Raw genomic sequence first — 24360 nt, forward strand, 5'->3', positions numbered from 1 at the left:
TCCGTGATCGGGTTCAGTCGTCCCAGGCCGCGCGCTGGCGGGCGCTGAGGCCTTCGGGCATGCGCAGGCCGTGCTCGCTGTACCGGCCTTGGTCGGCACCGCTGTGGCAGGCCATGCAGTTCGCGGCCGAACGGACGCTGGGCAGGCGCCAGGTGGCCGCCTCGATGTGCCGGTGCTTGTGTTCGAACCGCGCTGTGCGGGTGATGCGGTCCTCGGGCACGGTGGCGCGAGCGTCGCGCCCGGCGTTGTCCTGCAGCCATTGGCCGAGGCGCTGGACGTCCTGCGGGTCCAGCGAGGCGTCGGTGCCGAAGTGCCTGTCCAGCCCGCCCATCAAACGGGCCCACGATGCGGCGGGCAGCATGCGCGGCGGGTAGGCCACGTGGCAGGCCGCGCACTCCTGCACGTAGGCCTTGGGCCAGGCGACGGCGGTGCGGCCTTCGTGATCATCGGCGTGGACCGCCGGGCTCAGCGGCAGGGCCGACAGGGCGAGCGCGGCACGGGAGAGGAAGGTGTGGAAGTTCATCGCGGCCTCCCCGGTTCAGCGCAGCGACTGCAGCCAGGCCAGCACGTCGGCCTTCTCGGCCGGGGTGCATTCGCGCTTCACCACGTCCTTGCAATTGCGGCGGAACCACTTCTCCACGCGGCGCTCGTCGGTGAAGGCCTTGGGGTTGAAGGCGGGAGCCAGCGGATCGATGGGCTTGGCCGTGACGGCATGGCGCCCGGCATCGACGGGCAGCTGGCCGTGGCATGAGGCGCAGGACCACTCGGCGCCGTGGCGGCTGATGAAGAAGGAGCGGCCACGCTCGGCCTGGGCCGGCGCGTCCGCGGCGGCTTCGTAAGCTTTTTGCAGCCGGGCAGGCGAAGTCGCCTGGGCGAGCGCCGGCAGCGCAGCGGCGGCCAGCAGAGGCAGCAGGGCAAGGGCAGGTTTCAGTCTCATGGGCAGTCCTCGAGCAGGCGCAGCCATCATCGAAAACCGCCCTTGAACGCCTGCTGAACCGGCCGTTCATGTGGCGTTCAGCGTGGCGCCGCGGGCCGGCGCGGGTCGGCCCGCTCAGCCCCGCTGGCGCTCCGCCAGCATCTCGACGAAGCGCCTCACCTTGGCCGGCCGGAAGCGAGCCGCCGGATAGACGACGTGGACGCCACCGCTCGCCAGGGTCCACTCGGGTAGCAACTGGACGAGACGGCCCTGCGCCACGTCCGCCGCCACGGCGTAGTCGGGCAGGACGGACAGGCCGGCCCCTTGGCAGACGGCTTCGCGCACCGCCAGCGTCGCGTCCAGGCGGATGGCGGCGTCGACCTTCACCCGGCACTGCTTTCCATGCGCATCGGTGAACGCCCAGTCCTCGGGCGCCCGCAAGGCCGAGTTGGCGACAAAGGGCAGCGCAGCCACCTGCTCAGGCCCACCCGAGCGGTGGAGCCGGCGGGCCCAGTCGGGCGTTGCGACCAGCAGCTGCCTGAAGCTGCCGATCTGCCGCGCCTGCAGCCCCAGGTCCGTCAGCCAGCCAACGCGGATGGCGAGCTCGGCCTCGCCGGCGTGCAGGTCGAGGAACTGGTCGCTGAGCATCATCTCCACCTTGCACTGCGGATAGGCTCGCGAGAACTCGACGACGACGCCGACCACCGTCGTCAGGCCGTAGTCCAGCGGCGCCGTCAGTCGCAGGGTGCCGGTGGGCTCCGTCGGCACGCCGGCCAGTTCGTCGAAGGCATCGCCGGCCTCCCTCAGGATGACCGCGCAGCGCTCGTAGAAGCTCCGCCCGGCCTCGGTCGGCACGACCCGGCGGGTGGTGCGGGTCAGCAACTGGGCGCCGAACTCGGCCTCCAGCCGCGCCACCTGCTGGCTGACGACGGCCTTGGTGATGCCCAGGCGCTCGGCGGCGGCCGTGAAGCCGCCGGCCTCGACGACGGCGGCGAAGTAGGCCAGCCGTTTCAGGTTGGCCAGATTGGCATGGCCGGATGGCCGCCGACTGTTTGCTGTTGGCATACAGAAAGTCTACAGAGTATGGATTTTTCTTGTGATCTCCGCTTCCTAGGATGAGGGCATCCGAGACAGGAATCGCCGTCCCATGAAACCCACCCTCCACTACGTCTTCGATCCGCTCTGCGGCTGGTGCTATGGCGCCAGCCTGGCGGTCGGGATCGTCGCCGCCACCGGCGCGGCCCAGCTCCGACTGCTGCCCAGCGGCCTGTTCCAGGGCGACGGTGCGCGCCCGATGGACGACAACTTCGCCGCCTACGCCTGGTCCAACGACCAGCGCATCCAGCACCTGACGGGCCAGCTTTTCTCGCAGCGCTACCGCGACGGCGTGCTGGCCGACCGCCGGCAGCGCTTCGACAGCGGCCCCGCGACGCTGGCGCTGAGCGCCGTCGCCCTGACGGCGCCCGAGCAGGAGGTGCAGGCGCTGGCGGCCATCCAGCGTGCCCGTTATGTCGACGGACAGGACGTCACCAGCCCAGACGTCCTGGCCGCGACCCTGGCCGCCCTGGGCCTGACCCAGGCGGCACGGCGCTTCCAGGCCGCCGACCCGGCCGTCCAGGCCACCGCCGACGCCCGCATCGCCCAGGCGCGGGCCCTGATGCAACGCCACGGTGCGCGCGGCGTGCCGACCTTCATCCGCGAAGCCGGCGGCCACGAGCGGTTGCTCGACAGCCGCAGCGCCTATGGCGACCCCGGTGCCCTCGCGGCGCAACTGATGGCGGCCTGAAAGCGGGCCCCTCCCTCCTCACCCCTGCCCACCGAAAGGATTCCCATGATGACCCGCCGAGATTTCGTCCAGACCGCCGCCGCGCTGGCCGTGACTGCTTCCACCGCCAGTCAGGCGGCAGCCCCGCTGCAGTGGCGGCACCTGCCCGCTGGCGAGCGGGGCTTCTTCCGCGCGCCCGTGCTGCTGAGCGGGGCGAAGGAGGCCGTGCTCATCGACGGTGGCTTCTCGCTGCAGGATGGTCGCGCCGCCGTGGAGGCGATCAAGGCCTCGGGCAGGACGCTGACCACCGTCTACATCAGCCAGAGCGACCCCGACTACTACTTCAGCCTCGGGCCGATCCGCGCCGCCTTCCCCGATGCCCGGGTCATCGCCGCGTCGGCCACCATTGCCGCCATCCAGGCCAACGTGGCCAAGAAGATCGCCATCTGGGGCCCGCAGCTCAAGGAGAACGGGCCGCAGAGCCTGGCCGACATCGTCATGCCCGAGCCCTTCGACGGCCCGGCCCTGCAGCTCGAAGGCCAGGCCATAGAGATCGTCCCGGCGCAAGGGTTGGAGAACCGGCGCTACCTCTGGGTGCCTTCGCTGCAGGCCGTGTTCGGCGGCGTGCTGGTGTTTTCGGGCCTGCACGTGTGGACGGCCGACACCGCGACGCCCGCGGCCCGCGCAGCCTGGGTGCGCAACCTCGAGGCCATCGCCGCCCGCCAGCCGGCGGTGGTTGTGCCGGGGCACCTCGCACCGGACGGCGCCTTGGGCGTCGCGGCCGTGAACTACACGCGCGACTATCTGCTGGCCTTCGAGCAGGAGTTGGCGAAGGCGGCAGACGCCGCCGCGCTGATCGCCGCCATGAAGCAGCGCTACCCCTCGGCAGGGCTCGCTGCAGCGCTGGAGATCGGCGCCAAGGTCGCCAAGGGCGAGATGAAATGGGGCTGAGCGCCGCGGGGCTCCGCTAGTACTCGTCCCGCTCCACACCGACATAGCCGGGCGCGAGATTCTCGAACTTGGTGTGCATGCGCTGGAAGGCCAGCTTCACCGTACCCACCGGGCCGTTACGCTGCTTGGCGATGATGATCTCGGCCACGCCCGGCTCCTTGCACTCGTCCTTGGTGTAGTACTCGTCCCGGTAGATGAACATGATGATGTCGGCATCCTGCTCGATGGCGCCGGACTCGCGCAGGTCGGACATCATGGGCCGCTTGTCGGGGCGCTGTTCCACGGAGCGGTTGAGCTGCGACAGGGCGATGACGGGGCACTTCAGCTCCTTGGCCAGGGCCTTGAGGCCGCGGGAGATCTCGCCGAGCACGGTGGCGCGGTTCTCCTCGCTGCCGCCGCCGTTGCCGGTCATGAGCTGCAGGTAGTCGATGACGATGAGACCGAGCTGACCGCAGATGCGGGCCTGGCGGCGGGCGCGGGCGCGTACCTCGGAGGGGCTGAGGCCGGGGCTCTCGTCGATGAAGATGCTGGCCTTGCCGAGCTTGTCGACGGCCTCGGACAGCCGGCCCCATTCGTCGTCGGCCAGGCGCCCGGTGCGCAGGTGGCTCTGGTCGATGCGGCCGATGGAGCCCACCATCCGCAGCGCGAGCTGGGAGGCGCCCATTTCCATCGAGTAGATGACGACGGGCAGGCCTTCATTGATGGCGACGTTCTCGGCGATGTTGACGGCGAAGGCGGTCTTGCCCATGGAGGGGCGGGCCGCCAGCACGATGAGGTCGCCAGGCTGCAGGCCGGCGGTCTGGCGGTCGAGGTCGTAGAAGCCGGTGCGTACGCCGGTCACGTCCTGGGCGCCGTTCTCGGCCAGTTCGTTGACGCGGTCGATGAGCTGCACGACGAGCTGGTCCATGCTCTGGAAGCCCTGGCGGCTGCGCGAGCCCTCTTCGCCGATGCGGAAGATCTTGCCCTCGGCCTCGTCGAGGATCTGGGTGACGGCGCGGCCCTGCGGGTTCATCGCGGCAGTGGCGATCTCGTCGCTCGTGGCGACGAGCTTGCGCAGGATGGCCCGCTCCCGGACGATCTCCGCATAACGGCGCAGGTTGGCGGCGCTCGGCACGCTCTGCGCCAAGGCGTTGAGGTAGGCCAGGCCGCCGCACTCCTCGGCGCGGCCGAGCGAGGTCAGCTCGTCGAAGACCGTGACCACGTCGGCCGGCTTGCCGGCATTGACCAGCTTGCCGATGGCCGTGTAGACGTGCTTGTGCTCGAAGCGATAGAAGTCGCTGTCGGTCAGCAGGTCGGCCGCCCGGTCCCAGGCGGAGTTGTCGATCAGCAGGCCGCCGAGCACGCTCTGCTCGGCCTCCACCGAATGCGGCGGTACGCGCAGCCGCGCGACCTCGTCGTCTTGCGGCGCGGATGAGGAGGCAGGAAAGATCGCGGACATCGCTTGTGGATAAGGCTGTGGACGGGCTGGGGGCAGCCGGTGGGCAGCAGTGGAAAACGCGGGCCTGAAAGACAGAAGGCCGAAACCCTCGGGGCCTCGGCCTTCGTTCAGCGATGTTGCGGCGCCGGACGGCGACGCACATCAGGGGAAGCGTTACTCCGCTTCGGCAACCACCTGGACCGTCACCTCGACGACGACGTCGGTGTGGGCGGCGACCTGGACCGGGAACTCGCCGACGGCCTTCAGCGGGCCGTTGGGCAGGCGCACCTGGGCCTTGGCGACCGGCGTGCCGGCCTTGGTCAGGGCTTCGGCGATGTCGGCGTTGGTCACCGAGCCGAACAGGCGGCCGTCCACACCGGCCTTCTGGGCGATGCGGACGGTCTTGCCGGAGAGGGTCTCGCCCAGCTTCTGGGCGGCGGCCAGCTTCTCGGCGGCAGCCTTTTCGAGTTCGGCGCGGCGGGCTTCGAATTCCTTGATCGCGGCCTCGGTGGCGCGGCGCGCCTGCTTGGTCGGGATCAGGAAGTTGCGGGCATAGCCGTCCTTGACCTTGACGACGTCGCCGAGGTTGCCGAGGTTGGCCACTTTTTCGAGCAGGATCACTTGCATGTCGTCAGCTCCTTAGACCTTGTGCTGGTCGCTGTACGGCAGCAGGGCCAGGAAGCGGGCGCGCTTGATGGCGACCGTCAGCTGGCGCTGGAAGAAGGCGCGCGTGCCGGTCAGGCGGGCGGGCGTGATCTTGCCGTTTTCGGCGATGAAATCGCGCAGGGTGTCGATGTCCTTGTAGTCGATCTGCTCGACACCGGCGACGGTGAAGCGGCAGAAACGCTTGCGACGGAACAGCAGCGACTGTTGGTTGCGCTTGGGCTTCTTGTCCTTGGAGAAGCGACCTTTACCACGGGGCGGGGGCATAGTGGACCTCTGTTGAATATCTATCCGGATTCAAAACATCCAGGCTCGTCAGGCAGCGGGTTCGATCAGGGTGACGTGGGCGATGAAGCCCCGGCCATTGCGCTGGTGGGTCAGGAAGCCGCGGAAGACCGCGACGCCACCGACTCCCAGCTTCTGCAGCTCCTTGGCCACCTCGCCCACCGCGACCGCCTTGATCTCCAGGGAGACCTTGCGCGGCTTGCCGGCTTCGATGACTTCGGACTCGGCCTTGAGGCTCGCGTCCAGGGCCATCAGCCCGGCGGGGGTGTAGCGGACTTGACCGAGTTGCTGGATCTGCGCCGACAGTGAAAGCTGGTTCACGCCGTCGGTGCGTTGCTGCTCGATAACCTGGTTCTAGCGATGGGCGGTGCTCAGGCCGCTTCCTGTTGCGGAGCCTTGCGGGCTTCTTCGCGCTCGACTGCCTTCATCATGACCGAGGGGGTCGTGACGGCCTTGTCCTGCACCACGGTGAGGTGGCGCAGCACGGCGTCGTTGAAGCGGAAGCCGGTCTCGAGTTCGGCAAGGATTTCCTTGCTGGCTTCGATGTTCAGGCACAGGTAGTGGGCCTTGGCGAGCTTCTGGATCTGGTAGGCCAGTTGGCGGCGGCCCCAGTCCTCGACCCGGTGCACGACACCGCCACCGGCGGTGATCAGGCCCTTGTAGCGTTCCAGCATGGCCGGAACCTGTTCGCTTTGATCCGGATGGATCAGCAGAACGATTTCGTAGTGACGCATGAGTACTCCTTGTGGATTCCAGGCCCGGGGACTCCCGGGTCTGTGGAAGCCGCTCCACGGCGTCGACACGTGGTTGCGGCAAGGGGGAACCCAGGATTCTAGCCCGGAAGCTGCAAACGGCCAAATCGGGCGGGGCTCGGTGGACTTCGGGCCCCGCCGGCAGCCGGCTTCAGCGCGGCGGGCGGCTGCGCAGCGTGTCGACGAACTCGCGTTCGCGCTGCCTGGGCGGCGCCGTCACCAGGCTGACGACCACCAGGACCAGCGCACCGGCCGGCACGCCGAAGAGGCCGGCTGCCGCCGGCTGGATGTCCCAGATCAGCATGGGCGGCCCTGGCAGGCCCACCAGCGCCCTCAGGCCGGGATGGGCCGCCGCCAGATAGGCCAGGCAGGTGGCCAGGCCGGCCAGCATGCCGGCCAGGGCGCCGGCGCGGTTGGCGCGGCGCCAGAACACGCCGGCCACCAGGGCCGGGAAAAAGGTCGAGCCGGCGATGGAGAAGGCTGCCGTCACGACGGCCAGGATGTCGGCCGGCCGGCTGGAAGCGATGGCCGCCGCCGCCAGCGCCGCGGCCAGCAGCAGCGCCTTGGACAGGGTCACGCGCCGCGTGCGCGAGGCTTCGGGGTTGATGGCCTTGTAGTAGAGGTCGTGCGACAGCGCGCTGGAGATGGCCAGCAGCAGGCCGTCGGCCGTGGACAGCGCCGCCGCCAGCCCGCCGGCGGCCACCATGCCGGAGATGACGTAGGGCAGCCCGCCAAGTTCGGGCATGACGAGCATGACGAGGTCGGGGTGCAGGCGCAGCTCGCCGAGCTGCAGCCGGCCGTCGCCATTGAGGTCCACGGCGGACAGCAGCGCCGGGTCGACCCGCTGCCATTGGCGTATCCAGCCGGGCAGTTGGTCGAAGCTGCTGCCCACCAGGCTGTTGAAGACCTCGGTCTTGACCATCACCGCCAGGGCCGGCGCCGTCAGGTAGAGCAGGCTGATGAAGACGAGCGACCAGGCCACCGACTCGCGCGCCGTGGCGACGGAGGGGGTGGTGTAGTAGCGCGTCAGCAGGTGCGGCAGGCCGGCCGTGCCGATCATCAGGCACAGCACCAGGGCGATGAAGTTGCGTCGTCCGGCGCTGGCCTGTTCGCGCTCGGCGGGGCCGCCATCGGGGTTGCCGGCGAAGGGCTGGATGTGGGGCACGAGGCCGGACAGCGGCTGGGCGAGCTGGGTCTCGCCGTCGCGCTCGCGCCGCCAGCGGTCCTCGGCCTCGGCGGGCGTGCGCGGCAGGGCGGCGCGCTGCTTCTCGGCGGCCTGGATCAGGGCCAGGGGCGCGTCGGCGGTCTTGAGAGCCGTAACGCGGGCCGCTGCCTTGGCCTGCTCGTCGGCCAGGGCACGCGGCACGTCGGCCAGGCGGGCCGCGGCGGCATCGGCCCGCTGCTGGTGGATGCCCCGCACCTGCAGCTCGGCCGGGTCGTGGATCAGTTCCTGCTCGCGCTGGGCCAGCTGGTGCAGCTGCTGGCCGTAGACGAGCTGGGGCAGCGGCCAGCCGGTCTGCTTGACGCTGAGCCAGATCACCGGCACCAGATAGGCCAGGATCATGATGAGGTACTGGGCCACCTGGGTCCAGGTGACGGCCCGCATGCCGCCGAGGAAGGAGCAGACCAGCACGCCGCCCAGCCCAACGAAGACGCCCACCTCGAAGCCCAGGCCGGTGAGCCGGGTGGTGATCAGCCCAACGCCGTAGATCTGGGCGACCAGGTAGACGAAGGAGACCAGGATGGCCGCCGCCGCGCCGACCAGGCGCAGGGCCCGGCCGCCGAAACGCTCGGCCAGGAAGTCGGCGAGGGTGAACTGCCCGAAGCGCCGCAGGTAGGGCGCGATGCACAGGGCCACGAGGCAGAAGCCGCCCGTCCAGCCCAGCACATAGGCCAGGCCCGCGTAGCCGCTGGCGTAGAGGGTGCCCGCCAGGCCGATGAAGCTGGCGGCGCTCATCCAGTCGGCGCCCGCGGCCATGCCGTTGTAGAGCGCCGGCACGCGCCGGCCGGCCACGAAGTATTCGGCCGGGTCGGTGGTGCGGCACAGGATGCCGATGACGGCGTAGACGGCCACTGTCGTGCCGAGGAAGGTGTAGCCGATCCAGGCCTTGGGCAGGCCCTGGCGCTCGGCCAGCGCCAGGCCGATGACGAGGGCGATGAAGCTCAGCGCGAAGATCGCGTAGCGGCGATGCAGGCGACGGGGCGGAAGATGGACAGGCACAGCCGCGATCATCGGCAACAAAAAGCCCGGACTCTCCTGCGGAGAACCCGGGCCGGTCGGGCGCCGTCAGGCGCGAAGGCTTACTTGGCGGCCAGGCGCTGCCAGGTGTCGATGACGGTGTCCGGGTTCAGCGAGATCGACACGATGCCCTCCTCGGCCAGCCATTCGGCGAAGTCGGCATGGTCGCTGGGGCCCTGGCCGCAGATGCCGATGTACTTGCCGGTGGCGCGGCAGGCGCGGATGGCGCGGGAGATCAAGGCCTTGACGGCCGGGTCGCGCTCGTCGAAGTCGCCGGCCAGCTGCTCCAGGCCCGAGTCGCGGTCCAGGCCCAGGGTGAGCTGGGTCAGGTCGTTGGAGCCGATGGACATGCCGTCGAAATGCTCCAGGAACTGCTCGGCCAGGATGGCATTGCTCGGCACCTCGCACATCATGATGACGCGCAGGCCGTCCTGGCCGCGCTTGAGGCCGCGCTCGGCCAGCATCTCGACCACGCGCGAAGCCTGCTTCACCGTGCGCACGAAGGGCACCATGATCTCGACGTTGGTCAGGCCCATGTCCTTGCGCACGCGCTTGAGGGCCTCGCACTCCATCGCGAAGGCATCGGAGAAGTCGCCGCTAATGTAGCGCGACGCCCCGCGGAAGCCCAGCATGGGGTTTTCCTCGTCCGGCTCGTAGCGGGTGCCGCCGATGAGCTTGCGGTACTCGTTGGACTTGAAGTCCGACAGCCGCACGATGACCGGCCGCGGGAAGAAGGCCGCGGCAATCGTCGCGATACCCTCGGCCAGCTTGTCGATGTAGAAAGCGCGCGGCGAGGCGTGGCCCCGGGCGACCGACTCGACGGCCTTCTTGAGGTCGGCGTCGATGTTGGGATAGTCCAGGATGGCCTTGGGGTGGACGCCGATATTGTTGTTGATGATGAACTCGAGGCGGGCCAGACCCACGCCGCTGGACGGCATCTGCGCGAAGTTGAAGGCCAGCTGCGGGTTGCCGACGTTCATCATGATCTTGATCGGGCAGTAGGGCAGCTCGCCGCGGTGCACCTCGCTGATCTCGGTCTCCAGCAGGCCGTCGTAGATGTAGCCGGTGTCGCCCTCGGAGCAGGCCACGGTGACGAGCTGGCCGTCCTTGAGCTTCTCGGTGGCGTCGCCGCAGCCGACCACCGCCGGGATGCCCAGCTCGCGGGCGATGATGGCCGCGTGGCAGGTGCGGCCGCCCCGGTTGGTGACGATGGCGCTGGCGCGCTTCATGACCGGCTCCCAGTTGGGGTCGGTCATGTCGGTGACGAGGATGTCGCCGGGCTGCACCCGCTCCATCTCGGCCACGCTCTCGACCAGGCGCACGGGGCCCGTGCCGATCTTCTGGCCGATGGCACGGCCCTCGGCCAGCACGGCGCTGTGGGCCTTGAGCTTGTAATGGTGCTCGACCTGCCCGGCAGCCTGGCTCTTCACCGTCTCGGGGCGGGCCTGCAGGATGTAGAGCTTGCCGTCGACGCCGTCGCGGCCCCACTCGATGTCCATCGCGCGGCCGTAGTGCTCCTCGATGATGAGGGCGTACTTCGCCAGCTCGGTCACTTCCGCATCATTGAGCGAATAGCGGTTGCGCTGCTCGGGCGCCGTGTCGACGGTCTTGACCAGCTTGCCGCTGGCCGCCTTCTCCTCGGGCGTCGCGAACTCCATGCGGATGAGCTTGGAGCCGAGGTTGCGGCGGATGATGGCCAGCTTGCCGGCCCTGAGTGCGGGCTTGTGGACGTAGAACTCGTCGGGGTTGACGGCGCCCTGCACCACCGTCTCGCCCAGGCCGTAGCTGGAGGTGATGAAGACGGCGTCGGGGAAGCCGCTCTCGGTGTCGATGGTGAACATGACGCCGGCCGAGCCGAGGTCGCTGCGCACCATGCGCTGCACGCCGGCCGACAGGGCCACGTCGCCGTGGGCAAAGCCCTTGTGCACGCGGTAGCTGATGGCGCGGTCGTTGTACAGCGAGGCGAAGACCTCGCGCATCTTGTGCAGCACCTCGTCGATGCCGTGCACGTTCAGGAAGGTCTCCTGCTGGCCGGCGAACGAGGCGTCGGGCAGGTCCTCGGCGGTGGCGGAGGAGCGCACGGCGAAGGTGGCGTCGGGGTTGTCGGCCGTGAGCTTGGCGTAGGCGGCGCGCACCTCGGCCTCCAGGTCGGCCGGAAAGGGCTGCTGTTCGATCCAGCCGCGGATCTCCGCGCCGGCCTCGGCCAGGGCCCGGACGTCGTCGGTGTTGAGCGTGGCCAGGCGCGAGGCGATGCGCGCGTCCAGGCCCTCGTGGCGCAGGAACTGCCGGAAGGCATGCGCCGTGGTGGCGAAGCCGCCAGGCACGCGCACGCCGCTGGCGGCGAGCTGCGAGATCATTTCGCCGAGGCTGGCGTTCTTGCCGCCAACGACCTCGACGTCGGTCATCCTCAGGTTCTCAAACGGTACGACCAGGGCGGTCGCCTCGAACAGGGTGGACATGGGAAAGCTCCAGGAGGTTGAAAAACCGGGGCCATCGCGTCGTCCGTGCCCATGGAGGGTGGCGCCGAGCCAGGGGGCTCAAGGCAGGCGCGGCTCCATCCATTTCTGGATTCTTGTCGGAGGAGGGAGGCACGCATGGGCGGGTCGCGAGGATTTGGCGGCGATTCTAGGCGCTGCGTACCGGCGTGTAACTGCGCCAGCCCGTGCACTATGTCCGCCCCCGCGCCCACCACCCCCAGGCACGGGGGGCGGGCGGCGCTCGCTATCATGGCCGCGCCTCGACTCCACGGACACCGTCATGACCGCCAGAACCGTCTACTTCGTCTCTGACGGCACCGGCATCACCGCCGAAACCTTCGGCAACTCCATCCTCGCGCAGTTCGCCATCAAGCCCCGCCACGTGCGCCGGCCCTTCATCGACTCGGCCGAGAAGGCCCACGCCGTCGTCGGCGAGATCAACGAGACGGCCGTGCGCGAAGGTCAGCGGCCCATCGTCTTCGCCACCCTGGTGGACCGCGACGTGCTGCGCATCGTGCGCGAGCACTGCCAGGGCAAGGTGATGGACATGTTCGGCACCTTCATCGAGCCGCTGGAGGACGAGTTCGGCATCAAGAGCAACCACCGCGTCGGCCGCTTCTCCGACGTGGCGCAGAGCCAGGAGTACCACGACCGCATCGAGGCCATCAATTTCTCGCTGGCCCACGACGACGGGCAGTCGGCCCGCAACCTCGATGCCGCCGAGGTCATCCTGGTGGGCGTGAGCCGCTGCGGCAAGACGCCGACCTCCCTCTACCTCGCCATGCAGCACGGCATCAAGGCGGCCAACTACCCCCTCATCCCTGAAGACTTCGAGCGCCGCAAGCTGCCGGCGCCGCTGCTCACGCACAAGCGCAAGTGCTTCGGCCTGACCATCGACCCCGAGCGCCTGGCCTCCATCCGCAACGAACGCCGCCCGGGCAGCAAGTACGCCGACGCGCTGAACTGCCGCTACGAGGTCAACGAGGCCGAAGCCATGATGAAGCGCGAGGGCATCTCGTGGCTGTCGTCGACGCACAAGTCCATCGAGGAGATCGCGACGACCATCCTGCGCGACATCCGGCCGGACCGCCTCATCTACTGATGCCCGCGTCGGCCCTCGCCCTCGTCCTCGCCGCCGCCCTCCTGCACGCCGTCTGGAACCTCGCCGCCAAGAAGTGGGGCGGCGGACCGCATTTCGTCCTGGCCTGTTCGGCCGGCGTCACGGTGTTGTGGCTACCCGCGGTGCTATGGGTGGGCTTCGCCGAACTGCCTTACTGGACGGCCACCGCCTGGGCCTGCGTCGGCGCGAGCGCCCTGGTCCACCTGCTGTACTTCAACTGCCTGCTGGCCGGCTACCGGGCCAGCGACCTGACCGTCGTCCACCCCGTGGCCCGCGGCAGCGGCCCGCTGCTGTCGGCCGTGGCGGCCGTGCTGCTGCTGGGCGAGACGCTGGGCGCCGCCGGCCTGCTGGGGCTGGCGGGCGTGGTGGGCGGCATCCTGCTCATCACCATGGGCCCGCGCCTCATCGGCCGCGGCGTGGCGCATGACGCCGCCACCGCACGGCGGCGGCGCCACGGCCTGTACTGGGGCGCCGCCACCGGCACGCTGATCGCCGGCTACACGGTGCTCGACGGCTATGCCGTGAAGATGCTGGCGGTGTCTCCGCTGATGATGGACTACTTCGGCAACGTGCTGCGCGTGCCGCTGCAGCTGCCGGTGGTGCTACGGGACCCGGCCGGCTTCATGCCCGAGCTGCGCCGCTCGTGGCGGGCCGTGCTGGCCGTCGCCGGCCTCGGCCCACTCGCCTACATCCTCGTACTGCTGGCCGTGCGCGAGGCGCCGCTGTCGCGCGTGGCGCCCGCCCGCGAGGTGTCGATGCTGTTCGCCGCGCTGCTGGGCGGGCAGTTGCTGGGCGAAGGCGAACGCGGCTGGCGGCTGGCCGGCGCGGCGCTGATCGGCGCGGGCGTGATCGCTCTGGCAGCTTGAGGAGGGGTGCCGTCAGGGCACCATCAGCTGGACCCGATACGGCACGGGCGCTTCGACGCCCGCATCCGTCGCCAGGAAGACATCCGCCGTGTAGGCGCCTCGCGTCAGGCAACTGACCCTCGGCAAGTCAACGCCGCAGGCATCGGGCGAGACGAGGAACACCGTCCCCATGGAGAACGCGCCGGCCGACGCCGGCTGCAGGAAGAGCCACCGGACCGAGCCGGAGCTTGCCGAATAAGCGATGTGGCCGACCCGCGTGTATTTCGCGCCATCGGCGGCGACGACGCTCAGCCCTATGTCACCGTTCGACGAGGATTGGACCGACATGGTGGAGGGCTGATAGAGCATCCGCTGGCCGGAATCCTTGACGACGTAGTTGACGTCGACCGCGCTTTCCGCGGCGATGGAGCTGTTTCCGACGATGGACGACAGCTTCAGCTTGGCCGAGTAGTTGCCGACGGGTGCCGGCGGGAACAGCAATGCGCCCGCAACGGCCTGCCCCGGCACGATGGCGCCATATTGGAGCAAGGCGAGCCGGGCGTTCGCCTGGGCGGACGACCAGTCGGTTTCGAACGGCGGGATGCTGCCGACGCCGGCAAAGTCCGACGGAACGTTCAGCGTGACCGGCCGATTCACCGCATTTGCGCCGTACGCATCCGCCAGGACGGCGCCGAACGGCACCTCGACCGTGATGGGTGACGAGTCGGCGAGTCTCACACCTGGGGCGATCGTCAGCTTGTAGGGAATCGACAGCGGCGAGTTGCCCAGCGAGGTTTTGCAGGCGACGTCGATACAGACGTTCAGCCTCAGATTGCCCTCCAGGGTGCCGGCCTTGCCCAAGGTGGACTTCAGCTTCAACAGGATGCGGTTGTCGACTCCCGTGGGCGAAATGGTGGTGCTCGCGACCTCGAAGAGCCCCGTGCCGTCCTCGATGATCATGTAGATGGTCTGGCCGGACAGGCGGGTCAGGTCGCCCACGACATCGGCGGACAGCTCGACGCCGAAGATCGACCGCTCGGTTTCGACGGCCTGGATGTCGACGCGCTGAGGCTTCAGATTGCTCACGCGGACAGCCGCGGACAACGCCGGTGTCTCCTGCACGGGCGAGCCGCCCCCGCCGCCGCAGCCTGCAAGAGTCAAGGCAGCGCCCAGGACCCAGCCGGTCCAGATACTTTTCATTCGTTTGCTCCCTGGAAAGGGCGCGATTTTGAAGGCCCGCGCTGCTTCGTCCCGCGAGGTGGATCACCGGCTTGAGGGGTCAGGCGGTGGTCAGGCGGCAATGGCCGCGAGCGGCTCAGGGAATCCGATAGAACGGATTGGGCAGCAGGAAGGCCTTTTCGGCATAGCCGCCGGACAGGTCGCTGGGCTGATCGCCCACCGTGGCGAGGATCTGGTAGCCCTGCATCACGATGCGGGCGCGCTCGGCGGCCTTGAAGCTGGCGGCGGAATACATGCTGTGCGAGCCATCCGGGCGCAGCACGAGGCGGGCCCAGCCGTCGTAGCCCGCGGCGCGCAGGTTGGCCTCGGTGACGGCGCGTTCGGCCTCCCTGCGGCCGGTGATGAAGAACACCGCCACGCCCGCGGCACGCGCGGCCTGGTAGAGCTTGAGCGTGGCCGCGATGGCGGGGGCGCGACCCTGCTGGTCCCAGGCCAGCGCACCGCAGGCGGTGCCGGGTGCCGCCGTGCAGTCGCCGTTGATGATGTAGCCGAAGTCGTTCTGGGCCATCTGCGCCCAGTTGTCCAGCGAGGTCTCGTCGATGTCCAGCACCAGCGCCGGCTTGGCGACCTGCTTCGCGCGCGACAGCACGTAGGCGGTGGCGGCAGCGTCCGTCTCGGCCTGGTCACGCTCGTAGCCGCTCGGGCCGCCGGCGGCCGGGCGCTCGTGGTAAGCCTTGAACTGGACCTTCAGCTCGCCGAGGTTGGTGGACGGCTGCAGGCCCTTCTCGGCGCTGGGCCAGGGCGTCGTGGCCACCGGCGCGCTGCAGGACCCGGGCGCGAAGGTCTCGTTGAGCAGCCGGGCCAGGCGCAGGCCGCCCAGGGCGAGCTGCTGGTCCAGCATGGGCAGCACGGCGGCGTAGTAGGCGTCGTCGATCGTGCCGTCGGCGGGGATGAGCTGGTCGTTCCAGACCAGTTCGCCCACGGCGTGCGACTGCATGGCCCAGTCGGCGGGTTGGTCGCCGCCGCTCTTCAGGTCGAAGTCCTGCGTGGCCAGCAGCGTCTTCTCGAGGCGGTCGACGTAGGCGCCCCAGTTCCAGACGGTGCGGCGGATGAGGCCGGAGTCCCACAGCGAATGCAGGTTGCCGCTTTCCAGCGCGCAGGCGCCCTTGCAGGTCTGGCCATGCAGGCTGCCGTGCACCTTGAAGCCGTTGCCGCCCTCCAGGTCGCCGGTAGCATGCAGGGGCTGGTGCAGGTCGCCCACGAAGTGCACGACGTAGCGCAGCGCCTCGCGCCGGGCCTCCTCGGCCGGCGCACAGCGCAGGTTCTGCTGGGCGCGGCGCAGTGCGTTGACGACGCAGTCGCCCTTCTCGGACGGCGCGCAAAAGGCCTTCTCGTCGTACTCGTGCACGCCGCGCGGCATGTCGACGAAATGCAGGTTGAAATCACCCTTGCGCTCGCCGCGCACGTCGTCGGGCCAGCTCGCGACCGAGGCGAGGCTGGCGCCGCCCTGCAGCTTCGCGACCGCGGCGGCCGCGGCGGGCGTGAGCCGGCGCTGGGCGATCTCGGCCACGATGGCGTGGCCCTCCTGGCCCCAGGCGTGGCACCAGGTCGGCGCCAGGGCCAGCAGGGTCAGCGCGGCCACCGCACCAAGGCGGCGGATCGGGAGGAGTCGGGATGCGGGCATGTCGCTCTCGATGGCGGGAAGCCGTGTAGTGTCCGGCCAACCGCGGGCTCCGTTCAGACCCGGCGTCAGCCCGCCCCGCCGGGCGCCAACATGGACGCGTTGACCGCCCCGCATTCCGCGTCGTCGTCATCGAAGATGACGATGAACCAGAACGACTGCGCCGGCGAGCCGTGCACGGCCTGGAGTTCGGAGGCCGGCCTGGAGAGCTTCAGCTTGAGGTCGAGCGACAGTTCGTCGGCCCCGACGAGATCCTGGCGCGCGATGGCTTCGAGCTCCGCCGGGTCCTCTCGAAAGTCCAGCACCACGACGAGATCGTTGGTCTTGAAGCGCCGCTGGGCCGCCTGGGCGAAGTTCGTGATGCGCTCGTCGAGGATTTCCTGGATGCGGTCAGGCGTGGGCGCTGGAGTCGCAGTCATCGCGGTTCATCTCCTGGGGCGGCCAGCACGCCACGATAGACCTGCATGTAGCGGGCCGCCGCATCGTCCCAGCTGAAGTGCTGGCGCATCGCCGCCGCGCGCACGCGTGCCCAGAACTCCTGCCGGCTCCACAACGCGAAGGCGCGGCGCAGCGCTCGGCGGTAGGCCTCGGCCGTGAAGGCGTTGAAGACGAAGCCCGTCGCCGTGCCGGCGGCCAGGTCTTCAAGCGTGCAGTCCACCACCGTGTCCGCGAGGCCGCCGACGCGGTGCACCAGCGGCTGCGCACCGTAGCTCAGGCCGTAGAGCTGGGTCAGCCCGCAGGGCTCGAAACGGCTGGGCACGAGGACCACGTCGCTGCCCGCGACGATGCGGTGGGCCAGCCCTTCGTCCATGCCGGTGCGGCGCGCGACCCGGCCCGGGTGCCTGGCCGCGGCCTCGCCGAAGGCGGCTTCCAGCCGGGCGTCGCCGCTGCCGAGGACGACCAGTTGGCCGCCACCGTCGAGCAGGTCGTCCAGCGCCTCCAGCACCAAGGGCAGGCCCTTCTGCTCGGTGAGGCGGCTGACGATGCCGAAGAGGGGGGCGTCCGGCTTTGCATCGAGCCCGCATTCGCGCTGCAGCGCGGCCTTGCAGGCGGCCTTGCCGTCGGGCTGGTCAGCGTCGTAGGCGGCCGCGAGGCTCGCATCGCTGGCGGGTGACCACACGCCGTAGTCGACACCGTTCAGGATGCCGTGCAGCACGCCGGCGCGATGGCGCAGCAGGCCGTCCAGGCCGCAGCCCTGCTCGGGCGTCTGGATCTCCTTCGCATAGCTCGGGCTGACCGTGGTAATGGCATCGGCGAAATGCAGGCCGGCCTTCATGAAGCTCACCTGGCCGTAGAACTCAAGGCCCTCGACGGCGTAGAAATGCGGCGGCAGGCCGAGCTCGCAGAAGAGGTCGGCCGGAAAGAGGCCCTGGTAGGCGAGGTTGTGGATGGTGAAGACCGTCCTGGCGTCGGTGCGCCGGCGCGAGCGGCTCGCCGCGACGTGGGCGCAGGCCAGGCCCGCATGCCAGTCGTGGGCGTGGACGATGCCGGGGCGCCAGCTGCCATCCACGCCCTCGGCCAGCCGCGACGCCGCCAGGCCCAGCAGCGCGAAGCGGCGGTGGTTGTCGGCATAGGCCACACCGGCGGCGTCGGCGTAGGGGTTGCCGGGGCGGTCGAAGAGGCCGGGGGCGTCCAGCACGTAGACGGGCATCTCGAAGCCCGGCAGCCGCCCACGCAGCAGGGCCGCGCGGCCCTCGCTCCAGGGCAGGGCCACGGGCGCGACGGCGCATTCCTTCCCGAGGGCTTCGCGGATGGCCGGGAAACCCGGCACCAGCAGGCGCGGCTCGGCACCGGCCGCGGCGAGCGCGGCAGGCAGTGCACCCGCCACATCGGCCAGCCCGCCGGTCTTCAGCAGCGGGTACAGCTCCGCGCTGACCTGCAGGACGCGCGTCACAGTTTGGCCAGCATCTGCCGCGTGATCAGCACGACGCCGTTCTCGGTGCGCTCGAAGCGCGCGGCATCCAGCGCCGCGTCCTCGCCCACCACCAGGCCGTCCGGGATGACGCAGGCGCGGTCGACGATGACCTTGGTCAGCCGGCAGTGGCGGCCGATCTCGACGCCGGGCAGCAGCACGCACTGGTGGATGTTGCAGAAGGAGCGGATGCGCACGTTGTTGAACAGCACCGACTGCACCACATGCGAGCCCGACACGATGCAGCCGGCGCTGACGATGGTGTTCACCGTCATGCCATGCATGCCGTTGTGGTCGGGGATGAACTTGGCCGGCGGCAGCTGGCGCTGGTAGGTCCAGATGGGCCAGTCGGTGTCGTAGATGTCGAGCTCGGGGCTGATGGAGGCGAGGTCGAGGTTGGCGGCCCAGAAGGCATCCAGGGTGCCGACGTCGCGCCAGTAGGGCGGCGCGCCGTTGGGGTTCTGGATGCAGCTCATGCCGAAGGGGTGGGCCACGGCGCGCCCCTCGGCGACGGTCTTGGGGATGACGTCCTTGCCGAAGTCGTGGCTCGAGGCCGGGTCGGCCAGGTCTTCGTCGAGCAGGCGGTAGAGGTAGTCGGCGTTGAAGACGTAGATGCCCATGCTGGCCAGGCACACGCCCTCGCGGCCGGGGATGCAGGGCGGGTCGGCGGGCTTTTCCTTGAAGGCGGTAATGCGGCGGTCGCCGTCCACGGCCATGACGCCGAAGGCGCTGGCCTCGCCCTTGGGCACCTCGATGCAGCCGACCGTGCAGCCCGCGCCGGTGGCGACGTGGTCGACCAGCATGCTGGAGTAGTCCATCTTGTAGATGTGGTCGCCGGCCAGCACCACGATGTAGTCGGCGCCGGTGCTCTGGATGATGTCCAGGTTCTGGTAGACGGCATCGGCCGTGCCGCGGTACCAGCTTTCCTCGTCGACCCGCTGCTGGGCGGGCATGAGGTCGACGGTCTCGTTCAGCTCGGCGCGCAGGAAGCTCCAGCCGCGCTGGATGTGGCGCAGCAGCGAATGGCTCTTGTACTGGGTGACGACGCCGATGCGGCGGATGCCCGAGTTCACGCAGTTCGACAGCGCGAAATCGATGATGCGGAACTTGCCGCCGAAGTAGACGGCCGGTTTGGCGCGCGAATCGGTGAGCTGCTTGAGCCGGGAACCGCGGCCTCCAGCCAGGACGAGGGCGATGGCGCGGCGGGCGAGCTGATGGGGCGAGGCGACGGGGGGCATGACCGGACTCCGACTGGGGCCTGTGTGCAGGCTCTGGATGCCTGCAGTGTGCGTCCAGTCTCCCATCGCCCCGCTGGGGGCTTCCCCTCAGGGCTCGCGCCCGGTGGCTTCGCCGCTGGTGGCCCGCGCCAGCGCACGTTCGAAGGCACTGCGACTGGGCGTGTCGACGAAGACGCAGCGCTTGCCGTGGCGTTTGCAATGGTCCTTCACGCGCCAGTAGGCGTCGTGGCTGATGCAGCCGGTCTGGCAGATGACGAGGTCCGCCGCGGCGAGCTGGGGCTCCAGCTGCGCGGGCTTGTGCTCATCGCCGCCGTCATGGTGCAGGAACTGCGCGCCACAGCCCTCCACCGCCTGGCGGTATTGCGGCACGCTGCCGCTGCGGCCGCCCACGCAGAGCACGACGCGGTGCTCCAGCGTCACCGGTGCGGGAGCCCTCCCGTCGTCGATGACAGCAGGTGCCTGCGCCGCTTCGCCGGACGCGGCCAGCGCTGCCGGCCGCGCCGCCAGCCGGCTGACCTCCCGCTGCAGCACCCGGTTGCGCTCAAGCTGCTCGGCCAGGCGCGCGCGCAGTGCCTCGCGCTCGGGCAGGTCGGGCCGGGCGGCCTGCCACTGCTGCAGCGCCTCCTCGGCCTGGGCGAGCCGGGTGCGCAGCGCGACGACGGCGGCGCGGTGGCGTACGGTCTCCGCCTCCCAGGCCTGCTGCTCACGGGCACGCTCGGCGGTCCAGGCGGTCACGCGCTGCTGCACTTCGGCGTAGTCGCGCAGCAAGGCCTGGTGCTCCGCGGCCAGTTCGCGATGGCGGGCCATGTCCACCCGCTGCGCGGCGCCGAGCTGGTGCTGCAGCATGTGCACCTGGCCGAGCACCCGCATCTCCAGCCCCTCGTCGCAGCGGGGATGGGTGAGGGTGGCCCACAGCGCGCCCGCGATCTCGCCCTGGACGGCGCGGCCACGCCACCAGGTCGTCAGGCTGTCGCGGCATTTGGCCCGGGCCGCCTGGCGGACGTCGAGGGCGAAGCGCTGCTCGAGCTCGCGCTGGAGCGCCTCGGCCACGGCGTTGCGGCGGGCCGCGGCGGTGACGAGGCTGCAGTGCAGGGTGTAGTCGTCCTCGTCGCCCTGGAGGGCGAGGTGCTTGCGGGCCAGCTGGCGCACACGCTCCAGCGGCAGGCACACGCCGATGACGGGGCAGTGGGCGTGGCCGCCCAGTTCCCAGAGGCGGCGCCGGCGCGAACCGGCGGTGGCAGGGGATGCGGCGTGCGCCGCGCAGCAGGTCTCGGCCATGCGAAGTCTCCAGGATGGGGCATCTGGGAGCGCTGGCGGGCGACGGCTGGCTGGCGCGGGTGGAACGCGGGGCTACTTGGTCAGGATGAGCTTGCCCTGGGCCGTCTCCCGCAGCCGGTAGAGCTGCTGGCGATGGACGATGTAGACCTCGCCGCGCGTGCCGAGCAAGCGGGCGCTGTCGATGCGGCAGGCCGCCTGCGCGCCCGGCGGCGGCGCGGGCGCCGGGGCGGCCTGGAGATGGGGGTCGGGCAGGTCGTGATCGGCAGGCATGCGATCACTGTAATGAGAATCATTCTCGATTGCAACCGGCACTGACGCGGGCGACCCGGCCACGCGTCTCAACCGCGCTGGCGATGGCTCTCGTAGAGGCAGATGGCCGCCGCGGCGGCGACGTTCAGCGACTCCTCGCCACCGGGCTGCGGGATGCCGACGGTCAGGGTGCAGCGCGCCATCAGCGCTGGCGACACGCCCTGCCCCTCGTGGCCCATCACCCAGGCGCAGGGCGAAGGCAGCGTGAGCTGATGGATGCGCCGGTCGGTGTGCGAGCTGGTGGCCACCAGCGGGACGGCCAGCGCGGCGAGATCGTCCACGGCCAGGCCCTCAGCAAGCCGCAGGCCGAAGTGAGCGCCCTGCCCCGCCCGCACGACCTTGGGCGACCACAGGGCCGCCGTGCCCTTGAGGGCCAGCACCTGACGCACGCCGAAGGCCGCGGCGCTGCGCAGGATGGCGCCGACGTTGCCGGCGTCCTGCAGCCGGTCCAGCACCAGGCTGGCCGCCTGCGGGTCGATGGCCGGCGCGGGCGGCAGGGCCAGCTCGGCACCGATCTGGGCAGGCGATTCCAGGCTGCTCAGCCCCTTGAAGAGCGCCGCCGGCACAACCAGGGCGCGGGGGGCGGACTCGGCGAGGGCCGCCAGCGTGGCATCCTGCATCGCCGCCTCGGTGAGCACAACGAGGCCGGGCCGCCAGCCGCGCTGCAGGGCGGCCCGCAGCAGGTGGTCCCCCTCGATCCAGACGCTGCCGGTCTTGCGGTATCCGCCCGGCTCGGCCACGAGCTTGCGCAGGCGCACCAGGGCGGGGTTGTCGCGGGACGTGACGTGGTCGAGCTTCACGCCAGCGGGTTCACGGTGACGTCGACGCACACCTCGCGCACCGGTGCGAAGCTGCGGCGATGCCAGGGGCTGGCGCCGTGCTCGCGCAGCGCCGCCAGGTGCTCGGGCGTGGAATAGCCCTTGTGGGTGGCGAAGCCGTACTGCGGATGGCTGGCGTGCATCTGCTCGCAGAACAGGTCGCGCGCCACCTTGGCCAGGATGCTGGCGGCCGAGATGGCCTGCACGGTGGCGTCGCCCTTGACGATGGCCTCGGCGGCCATGGGCAGCACCGGCAGGCGGTTGCCGTCGACCCGCACCAGCGCAGGCTTGAGCCGCAGGCCCGTCACCGCGCGCTGCATGGCCAGCATGGTGGCCTGCAGGATGTTGATGCGGTCAATCTCCTCGTGCGTGGCATGCGCGATGCAGCAGCACAGCGCCTTGGCACGGATCTCGTCGTAGAGCCTGGCGCGCTTTTGCGGCGTCAGCACCTTGGAATCGGCCAGCCCATGGATGGGCTGCAGGTCGTCGAGGATGACGGCGGCGGCGAACACCGGGCCGGCCAGGGGCCCGCGGCCAGCCTCGTCCACGCCGGCGACGAGGCCGGTGGGCGTCCAGTCGAGCGAGCCTTGTTCAGGCCGGTAGGAGGTTCGCGATCGCATCGGCGGCGCGCTGCGCCGTGTCCTGGCGCAGCAGTTCATGGATTTGCACGAAGCGCTCCTGCACGGCCGCACGGCGCGGCGCATCGGCGAGCCAGGCCTCGGCCTCGGTCGCGAGCTTGTCGGGGGTGCAGTCCTGCTGGAGCAGTTCCGGCACGAGGAATTCTCGCGCCAGGATGTTGGGCAGGCCCACCCAGGGCAGCAGGGATTTGCCCTTGAGCCGCCACCAGTTGAGGGCATGCACCTTGTAGGCGATGACCATGGGCCGCTTGAAGAGGGCGGCCTCCAGCGTGGCGGTGCCGCTGGCCACCAGCGTCAGGTCGCAGGCCGCCAGCGCCGCGTGGGACTGGCCGTCGAGCAGCTGGATGTCCGCGCCCCCCAGCAGCGGCTCGAGCAGCGGCCTCAGCCCCGGCACGACGGGCATGACGAAGCGCCGGCCCGGCCGGGCCAGCAGGCGCGCCGCCCCGATCAGCGCCGGTGCGATGTGCTTGATCTCGCTCTTGCGGCTGCCGGGCAGCAGGGCGATGACGGTGGCGTCCGCCGGCAGCTGCAAGGCCGCGCGGGCCTGGTCGCGCGGCGGCGTCATGGGGATGGCGTCGGCCAGCGGATGGCCGACGTAGGTCGCGCCGATGCCGGCCCGGTGCAGGATCTCGGGCTCGAAAGGGAAGAGGCAGAGCACGTGGTCGGCCGCGCGGCGGATGGTGTCCAGACGCTCGGGGCGCCAGGCCCAGATCGAGGGGCAGACGAAGTGCACGGTCTTGAGCCCCGCCTCGCGCAGCCGCGTCTCCAGGCCAAAGTTGAAGTCCGGGGCGTCGATGCCGATGAAGACGTCCGGCCGGCAGGCGATCAGCCGGTCACCGAGCCGGCGGCGGCGCTGCAAGGCCTCGCGCAGGTGCATCAGCACCTCGACATAGCCGAAGAAGGCGAGGTCGTTGGGCCACCAGGCCTCAAAGCCTTGAGCCTGCATCTTGCGCCCGCCCATGCCGACGGCCGTAAGGCCCGGCCAGCGCTGGCGCAGGCCCTGCAGCAACAGGCCACCGAGCAGGTCGCCGCTGGCCTCGCAGACCGCCAGGCCCAGGCGGGGCGAATCGGTGCCCATGGGCTCAGCGGACGATGCCGCGGGTCGCCGCGCGCAGGAACCCTAGCATGGCATCGACGTCGCCGTCGGCCACGCCGTTCTCGCTGCCCCGCAGGCCCTCGATGGCCGCCTTGGCCTCGTCCAGCGTCAGGCCGCTGCGGTAGAGCAGCTTGTGCATCTGCCGGATGACGCCGATGCGCTCGGGCGTGAAGCCGCGGCGCTTGAGCCCGGTCACGTTGACCGCGCGCGCCGACAGCGGGTTGCCGTCCACCGTCATGAAGGGCGGCACGTCCTGGGCCACGTGGCCCTGGAAACCGATCATCGCGTGGGCGCCGATCTTGACGAACTGGTGCACGCCGGTCAGTCCGCCGATGGTGGCCCAGTCGCCGACGTGGACATGCCCCGCCAGCGTCGCGTTGTTGGCCAGCACGCAATGGCTGCCCAGCTGCACGTCATGGGCGACGTGCACGTAGGCCATCACCCAGTTGTCGTCGCCGATGCGGGTCACGCCGCCGTCCTGCACCGTGCCGGTGTTGAGGGTGACGAACTCGCGGAAGGTGTTGTCGCGGCCGATGACCAGCTCGGTCGGCTCGCCCCGGTACTTCATGTCCTGGGGCGCGGCACCGATGGAGCCGAACTGGAAGAAGCGGTTGTTCTCGCCGATGGTCGTGCGGCCCTCGACGACGCAATGCGGGCCGATGACGGTACCGGCCGCGATGCGCACGCCGGGACCGATCAGCGTGTAGGCGCCGACCTCGACCGACGAGTCCAGCTCGGCGGCAGGGTCGATCAGCGCGGTGGAATGGATCAAAGCCATGCC

General features: G+C 70.2%; 25 protein-coding genes. 4 read left to right on the forward strand and 21 right to left on the reverse strand.

The genetic code is table 11. The features are described from left to right. Positions 1–13 precede the first annotated feature (13 nt). The 3 genes from LXT12_RS01990 to LXT12_RS02000 all read right to left on the reverse strand — a co-directional run bounded on the left by LXT12_RS01990 (position 14) and on the right by LXT12_RS02000 (position 1981). Entirely contained in the window at positions 14–523 is a 510-nt protein-coding gene (locus LXT12_RS01990; RefSeq protein ID WP_233388941.1) for a diheme cytochrome c, read from the reverse strand. Between the two features lie 15 nt (positions 524–538). Next, complete coding sequence (locus tag LXT12_RS01995) at positions 539–937, reverse strand: DUF1924 domain-containing protein (protein WP_233388943.1); 399 nt, start codon at positions 935–937, stop codon at positions 539–541. A 114-nt stretch (positions 938–1051) separates the two neighbouring features. Then, entirely contained in the window at positions 1052–1981 is a 930-nt protein-coding gene (locus LXT12_RS02000; RefSeq protein ID WP_233388945.1) for a LysR family transcriptional regulator, read from the reverse strand. 82 nt (positions 1982–2063) lie between these two features. On the opposite strand from LXT12_RS02000, the gene LXT12_RS02005 reads away from it, so the two are divergent. Together LXT12_RS02005 and LXT12_RS02010 are read left to right on the forward strand one after the other, a co-directional pair. Next, complete coding sequence (locus LXT12_RS02005; RefSeq protein ID WP_233388947.1) at positions 2064–2702, forward strand: DsbA family protein; 639 nt, start codon at positions 2064–2066, stop codon at positions 2700–2702. 45 nt (positions 2703–2747) lie between these two features. Then, entirely contained in the window at positions 2748–3632 is an 885-nt protein-coding gene (locus LXT12_RS02010) for an MBL fold metallo-hydrolase (protein WP_233388949.1), read from the forward strand. 16 nt (positions 3633–3648) lie between these two features. Here LXT12_RS02010 and dnaB read toward each other — a convergent pair whose 3' ends face one another. The 7 genes from dnaB to ppsA all read right to left on the reverse strand — a co-directional run bounded on the left by dnaB (position 3649) and on the right by ppsA (position 11447). Next, entirely contained in the window at positions 3649–5070 is a 1422-nt protein-coding gene (gene dnaB, locus LXT12_RS02015; RefSeq protein WP_233388951.1) for a replicative DNA helicase, read from the reverse strand. Between the two features lie 153 nt (positions 5071–5223). Next, positions 5224–5676, reverse strand: coding sequence for a 50S ribosomal protein L9 (gene rplI, locus LXT12_RS02020; RefSeq protein ID WP_233388952.1), 453 nt, complete (start codon positions 5674–5676; stop codon positions 5224–5226). A 12-nt stretch (positions 5677–5688) separates the two neighbouring features. Further along, a complete protein-coding gene (gene rpsR, locus LXT12_RS02025) occupies positions 5689–5979 on the reverse strand; it encodes a 30S ribosomal protein S18 (protein WP_233388954.1) in 291 nt (96 codons plus the stop codon). A 48-nt stretch (positions 5980–6027) separates the two neighbouring features. After that, positions 6028–6318, reverse strand: coding sequence for a primosomal replication protein N (gene priB, locus LXT12_RS02030; RefSeq protein WP_233388956.1), 291 nt, complete (start codon positions 6316–6318; stop codon positions 6028–6030). Positions 6319–6368: 50 nt separating this feature from the next. Further along, positions 6369–6731, reverse strand: coding sequence for a 30S ribosomal protein S6 (gene rpsF, locus LXT12_RS02035; protein ID WP_233388957.1), 363 nt, complete (start codon positions 6729–6731; stop codon positions 6369–6371). 169 nt (positions 6732–6900) lie between these two features. Then, entirely contained in the window at positions 6901–8970 is a 2070-nt protein-coding gene (locus LXT12_RS02040; RefSeq protein ID WP_233388959.1) for a sodium:solute symporter family protein, read from the reverse strand. 80 nt (positions 8971–9050) lie between these two features. After that, complete coding sequence (gene ppsA, locus LXT12_RS02045; protein ID WP_233388961.1) at positions 9051–11447, reverse strand: phosphoenolpyruvate synthase; 2397 nt, start codon at positions 11445–11447, stop codon at positions 9051–9053. 298 nt (positions 11448–11745) lie between these two features. Between ppsA and ppsR the strand changes: the two genes are divergently transcribed. Next, positions 11746–12567, forward strand: coding sequence for a posphoenolpyruvate synthetase regulatory kinase/phosphorylase PpsR (gene ppsR, locus LXT12_RS02050; RefSeq protein ID WP_233388963.1), 822 nt, complete (start codon positions 11746–11748; stop codon positions 12565–12567). After that, positions 12567–13451: an EamA family transporter gene (locus tag LXT12_RS02055; RefSeq protein WP_233388965.1), complete on the forward strand. Its 885-nt coding sequence runs from the start codon at positions 12567–12569 to the stop codon at positions 13449–13451. The genes ppsR and LXT12_RS02055 overlap by 1 nt, the downstream gene beginning before the upstream one ends. Positions 13452–13463: 12 nt before the next feature. Here the strand turns inward: LXT12_RS02055 and LXT12_RS02060 are convergent, their stop codons facing one another. The 11 genes from LXT12_RS02060 to lpxA all read right to left on the reverse strand — a co-directional run bounded on the left by LXT12_RS02060 (position 13464) and on the right by lpxA (position 24357). Next, complete coding sequence (locus LXT12_RS02060) at positions 13464–14630, reverse strand: hypothetical protein (protein ID WP_233388966.1); 1167 nt, start codon at positions 14628–14630, stop codon at positions 13464–13466. Between the two features lie 115 nt (positions 14631–14745). Then, positions 14746–16293: a S1/P1 nuclease gene (locus tag LXT12_RS02065; RefSeq protein ID WP_233388968.1), complete on the reverse strand. Its 1548-nt coding sequence runs from the start codon at positions 16291–16293 to the stop codon at positions 14746–14748. Positions 16294–16358: 65 nt separating this feature from the next. Further along, on the reverse strand, positions 16359–16709 hold the full coding sequence (locus LXT12_RS02070) for a hypothetical protein (protein ID WP_233388970.1): 351 nt from the start codon (positions 16707–16709) through the stop codon (positions 16359–16361). Further along, the gene (gene glgA / locus LXT12_RS02075; RefSeq protein ID WP_233388972.1) at positions 16706–18184 is read right to left on the reverse strand and encodes a glycogen synthase GlgA; all 1479 of its coding nucleotides are present in this window, start codon (positions 18182–18184) and stop codon (positions 16706–16708) included. The genes LXT12_RS02070 and glgA overlap by 4 nt, the downstream gene beginning before the upstream one ends. Continuing rightward, entirely contained in the window at positions 18181–19440 is a 1260-nt protein-coding gene (gene glgC, locus LXT12_RS02080) for a glucose-1-phosphate adenylyltransferase (protein WP_233388974.1), read from the reverse strand. The genes glgA and glgC overlap by 4 nt, the downstream gene beginning before the upstream one ends. An 87-nt stretch (positions 19441–19527) precedes the next feature. Further along, complete coding sequence (locus LXT12_RS02085) at positions 19528–20718, reverse strand: DUF2325 domain-containing protein (protein WP_233388976.1); 1191 nt, start codon at positions 20716–20718, stop codon at positions 19528–19530. A gap of 72 nt (positions 20719–20790) precedes the next feature. After that, complete coding sequence (gene hemP / locus LXT12_RS02090; RefSeq protein WP_233388978.1) at positions 20791–20988, reverse strand: hemin uptake protein HemP; 198 nt, start codon at positions 20986–20988, stop codon at positions 20791–20793. A 68-nt stretch (positions 20989–21056) separates the two neighbouring features. Continuing rightward, a complete protein-coding gene (locus LXT12_RS02095) occupies positions 21057–21827 on the reverse strand; it encodes a TrmH family RNA methyltransferase (protein WP_233388980.1) in 771 nt (256 codons plus the stop codon). Further along, positions 21824–22465 carry a ribonuclease HII gene (rnhB, locus tag LXT12_RS02100; protein WP_233388981.1) on the reverse strand — a complete coding sequence of 214 codons (642 nt, stop codon included), beginning with the start codon at positions 22463–22465 and terminating at the stop codon, positions 21824–21826. The genes LXT12_RS02095 and rnhB overlap by 4 nt, the downstream gene beginning before the upstream one ends. Further along, a complete protein-coding gene (lpxB, locus tag LXT12_RS02105) occupies positions 22437–23561 on the reverse strand; it encodes a lipid-A-disaccharide synthase (RefSeq protein WP_233388983.1) in 1125 nt (374 codons plus the stop codon). The genes rnhB and lpxB overlap by 29 nt, the downstream gene beginning before the upstream one ends. A 4-nt stretch (positions 23562–23565) precedes the next feature. Continuing rightward, a complete protein-coding gene (lpxA, locus tag LXT12_RS02110; RefSeq protein ID WP_233388985.1) occupies positions 23566–24357 on the reverse strand; it encodes an acyl-ACP--UDP-N-acetylglucosamine O-acyltransferase in 792 nt (263 codons plus the stop codon). Between the last annotated feature and the right edge of the window lie 3 nt (positions 24358–24360).

Origin of the sequence: Pelomonas caseinilytica, assembly GCF_021353235.1 — a bacterium.
In the GTDB taxonomy this organism is placed as follows: Bacteria; Pseudomonadota; Gammaproteobacteria; order Burkholderiales; family Burkholderiaceae_C; genus Pelomonas; species Pelomonas caseinilytica.

What these genes read in the sequence shown, in the direction of transcription:
- LXT12_RS01990 (WP_233388941.1), bottom strand. Translation starts at nt 523, where the DNA reads ATGAACTTCCACACCTTCCTCTCCCGTGCCGCGCTCGCCCTGTCGGCC.
- LXT12_RS01995 (WP_233388943.1), bottom strand. Translation starts at nt 937, where the DNA reads ATGAGACTGAAACCTGCCCTTGCCCTGCTGCCTCTGCTGGCCGCCGCT.
- LXT12_RS02000 (WP_233388945.1), bottom strand. Translation starts at nt 1,981, where the DNA reads ATGCCAACAGCAAACAGTCGGCGGCCATCCGGCCATGCCAATCTGGCC.
- LXT12_RS02005 (WP_233388947.1), top strand. Translation starts at nt 2,064, where the DNA reads ATGAAACCCACCCTCCACTACGTCTTCGATCCGCTCTGCGGCTGGTGC.
- LXT12_RS02010 (WP_233388949.1), top strand. Translation starts at nt 2,748, where the DNA reads ATGATGACCCGCCGAGATTTCGTCCAGACCGCCGCCGCGCTGGCCGTG.
- dnaB (WP_233388951.1), bottom strand. Translation starts at nt 5,070, where the DNA reads ATGTCCGCGATCTTTCCTGCCTCCTCATCCGCGCCGCAAGACGACGAG.
- rplI (WP_233388952.1), bottom strand. Translation starts at nt 5,676, where the DNA reads ATGCAAGTGATCCTGCTCGAAAAAGTGGCCAACCTCGGCAACCTCGGC.
- rpsR (WP_233388954.1), bottom strand. Translation starts at nt 5,979, where the DNA reads ATGCCCCCGCCCCGTGGTAAAGGTCGCTTCTCCAAGGACAAGAAGCCC.
- rpsF (WP_233388957.1), bottom strand. Translation starts at nt 6,731, where the DNA reads ATGCGTCACTACGAAATCGTTCTGCTGATCCATCCGGATCAAAGCGAA.
- ppsA (WP_233388961.1), bottom strand. Translation starts at nt 11,447, where the DNA reads ATGTCCACCCTGTTCGAGGCGACCGCCCTGGTCGTACCGTTTGAGAAC.
- ppsR (WP_233388963.1), top strand. Translation starts at nt 11,746, where the DNA reads ATGACCGCCAGAACCGTCTACTTCGTCTCTGACGGCACCGGCATCACC.
- LXT12_RS02055 (WP_233388965.1), top strand. Translation starts at nt 12,567, where the DNA reads ATGCCCGCGTCGGCCCTCGCCCTCGTCCTCGCCGCCGCCCTCCTGCAC.
- LXT12_RS02060 (WP_233388966.1), bottom strand. Translation starts at nt 14,630, where the DNA reads ATGAAAAGTATCTGGACCGGCTGGGTCCTGGGCGCTGCCTTGACTCTT.
- LXT12_RS02065 (WP_233388968.1), bottom strand. Translation starts at nt 16,293, where the DNA reads ATGCCCGCATCCCGACTCCTCCCGATCCGCCGCCTTGGTGCGGTGGCC.
- LXT12_RS02070 (WP_233388970.1), bottom strand. Translation starts at nt 16,709, where the DNA reads ATGACTGCGACTCCAGCGCCCACGCCTGACCGCATCCAGGAAATCCTC.
- glgC (WP_233388974.1), bottom strand. Translation starts at nt 19,440, where the DNA reads ATGCCCCCCGTCGCCTCGCCCCATCAGCTCGCCCGCCGCGCCATCGCC.
- LXT12_RS02085 (WP_233388976.1), bottom strand. Translation starts at nt 20,718, where the DNA reads ATGGCCGAGACCTGCTGCGCGGCGCACGCCGCATCCCCTGCCACCGCC.
- hemP (WP_233388978.1), bottom strand. Translation starts at nt 20,988, where the DNA reads ATGCCTGCCGATCACGACCTGCCCGACCCCCATCTCCAGGCCGCCCCG.
- rnhB (WP_233388981.1), bottom strand. Translation starts at nt 22,465, where the DNA reads ATGCGATCGCGAACCTCCTACCGGCCTGAACAAGGCTCGCTCGACTGG.
- lpxB (WP_233388983.1), bottom strand. Translation starts at nt 23,561, where the DNA reads ATGGGCACCGATTCGCCCCGCCTGGGCCTGGCGGTCTGCGAGGCCAGC.
- lpxA (WP_233388985.1), bottom strand. Translation starts at nt 24,357, where the DNA reads ATGGCTTTGATCCATTCCACCGCGCTGATCGACCCTGCCGCCGAGCTG.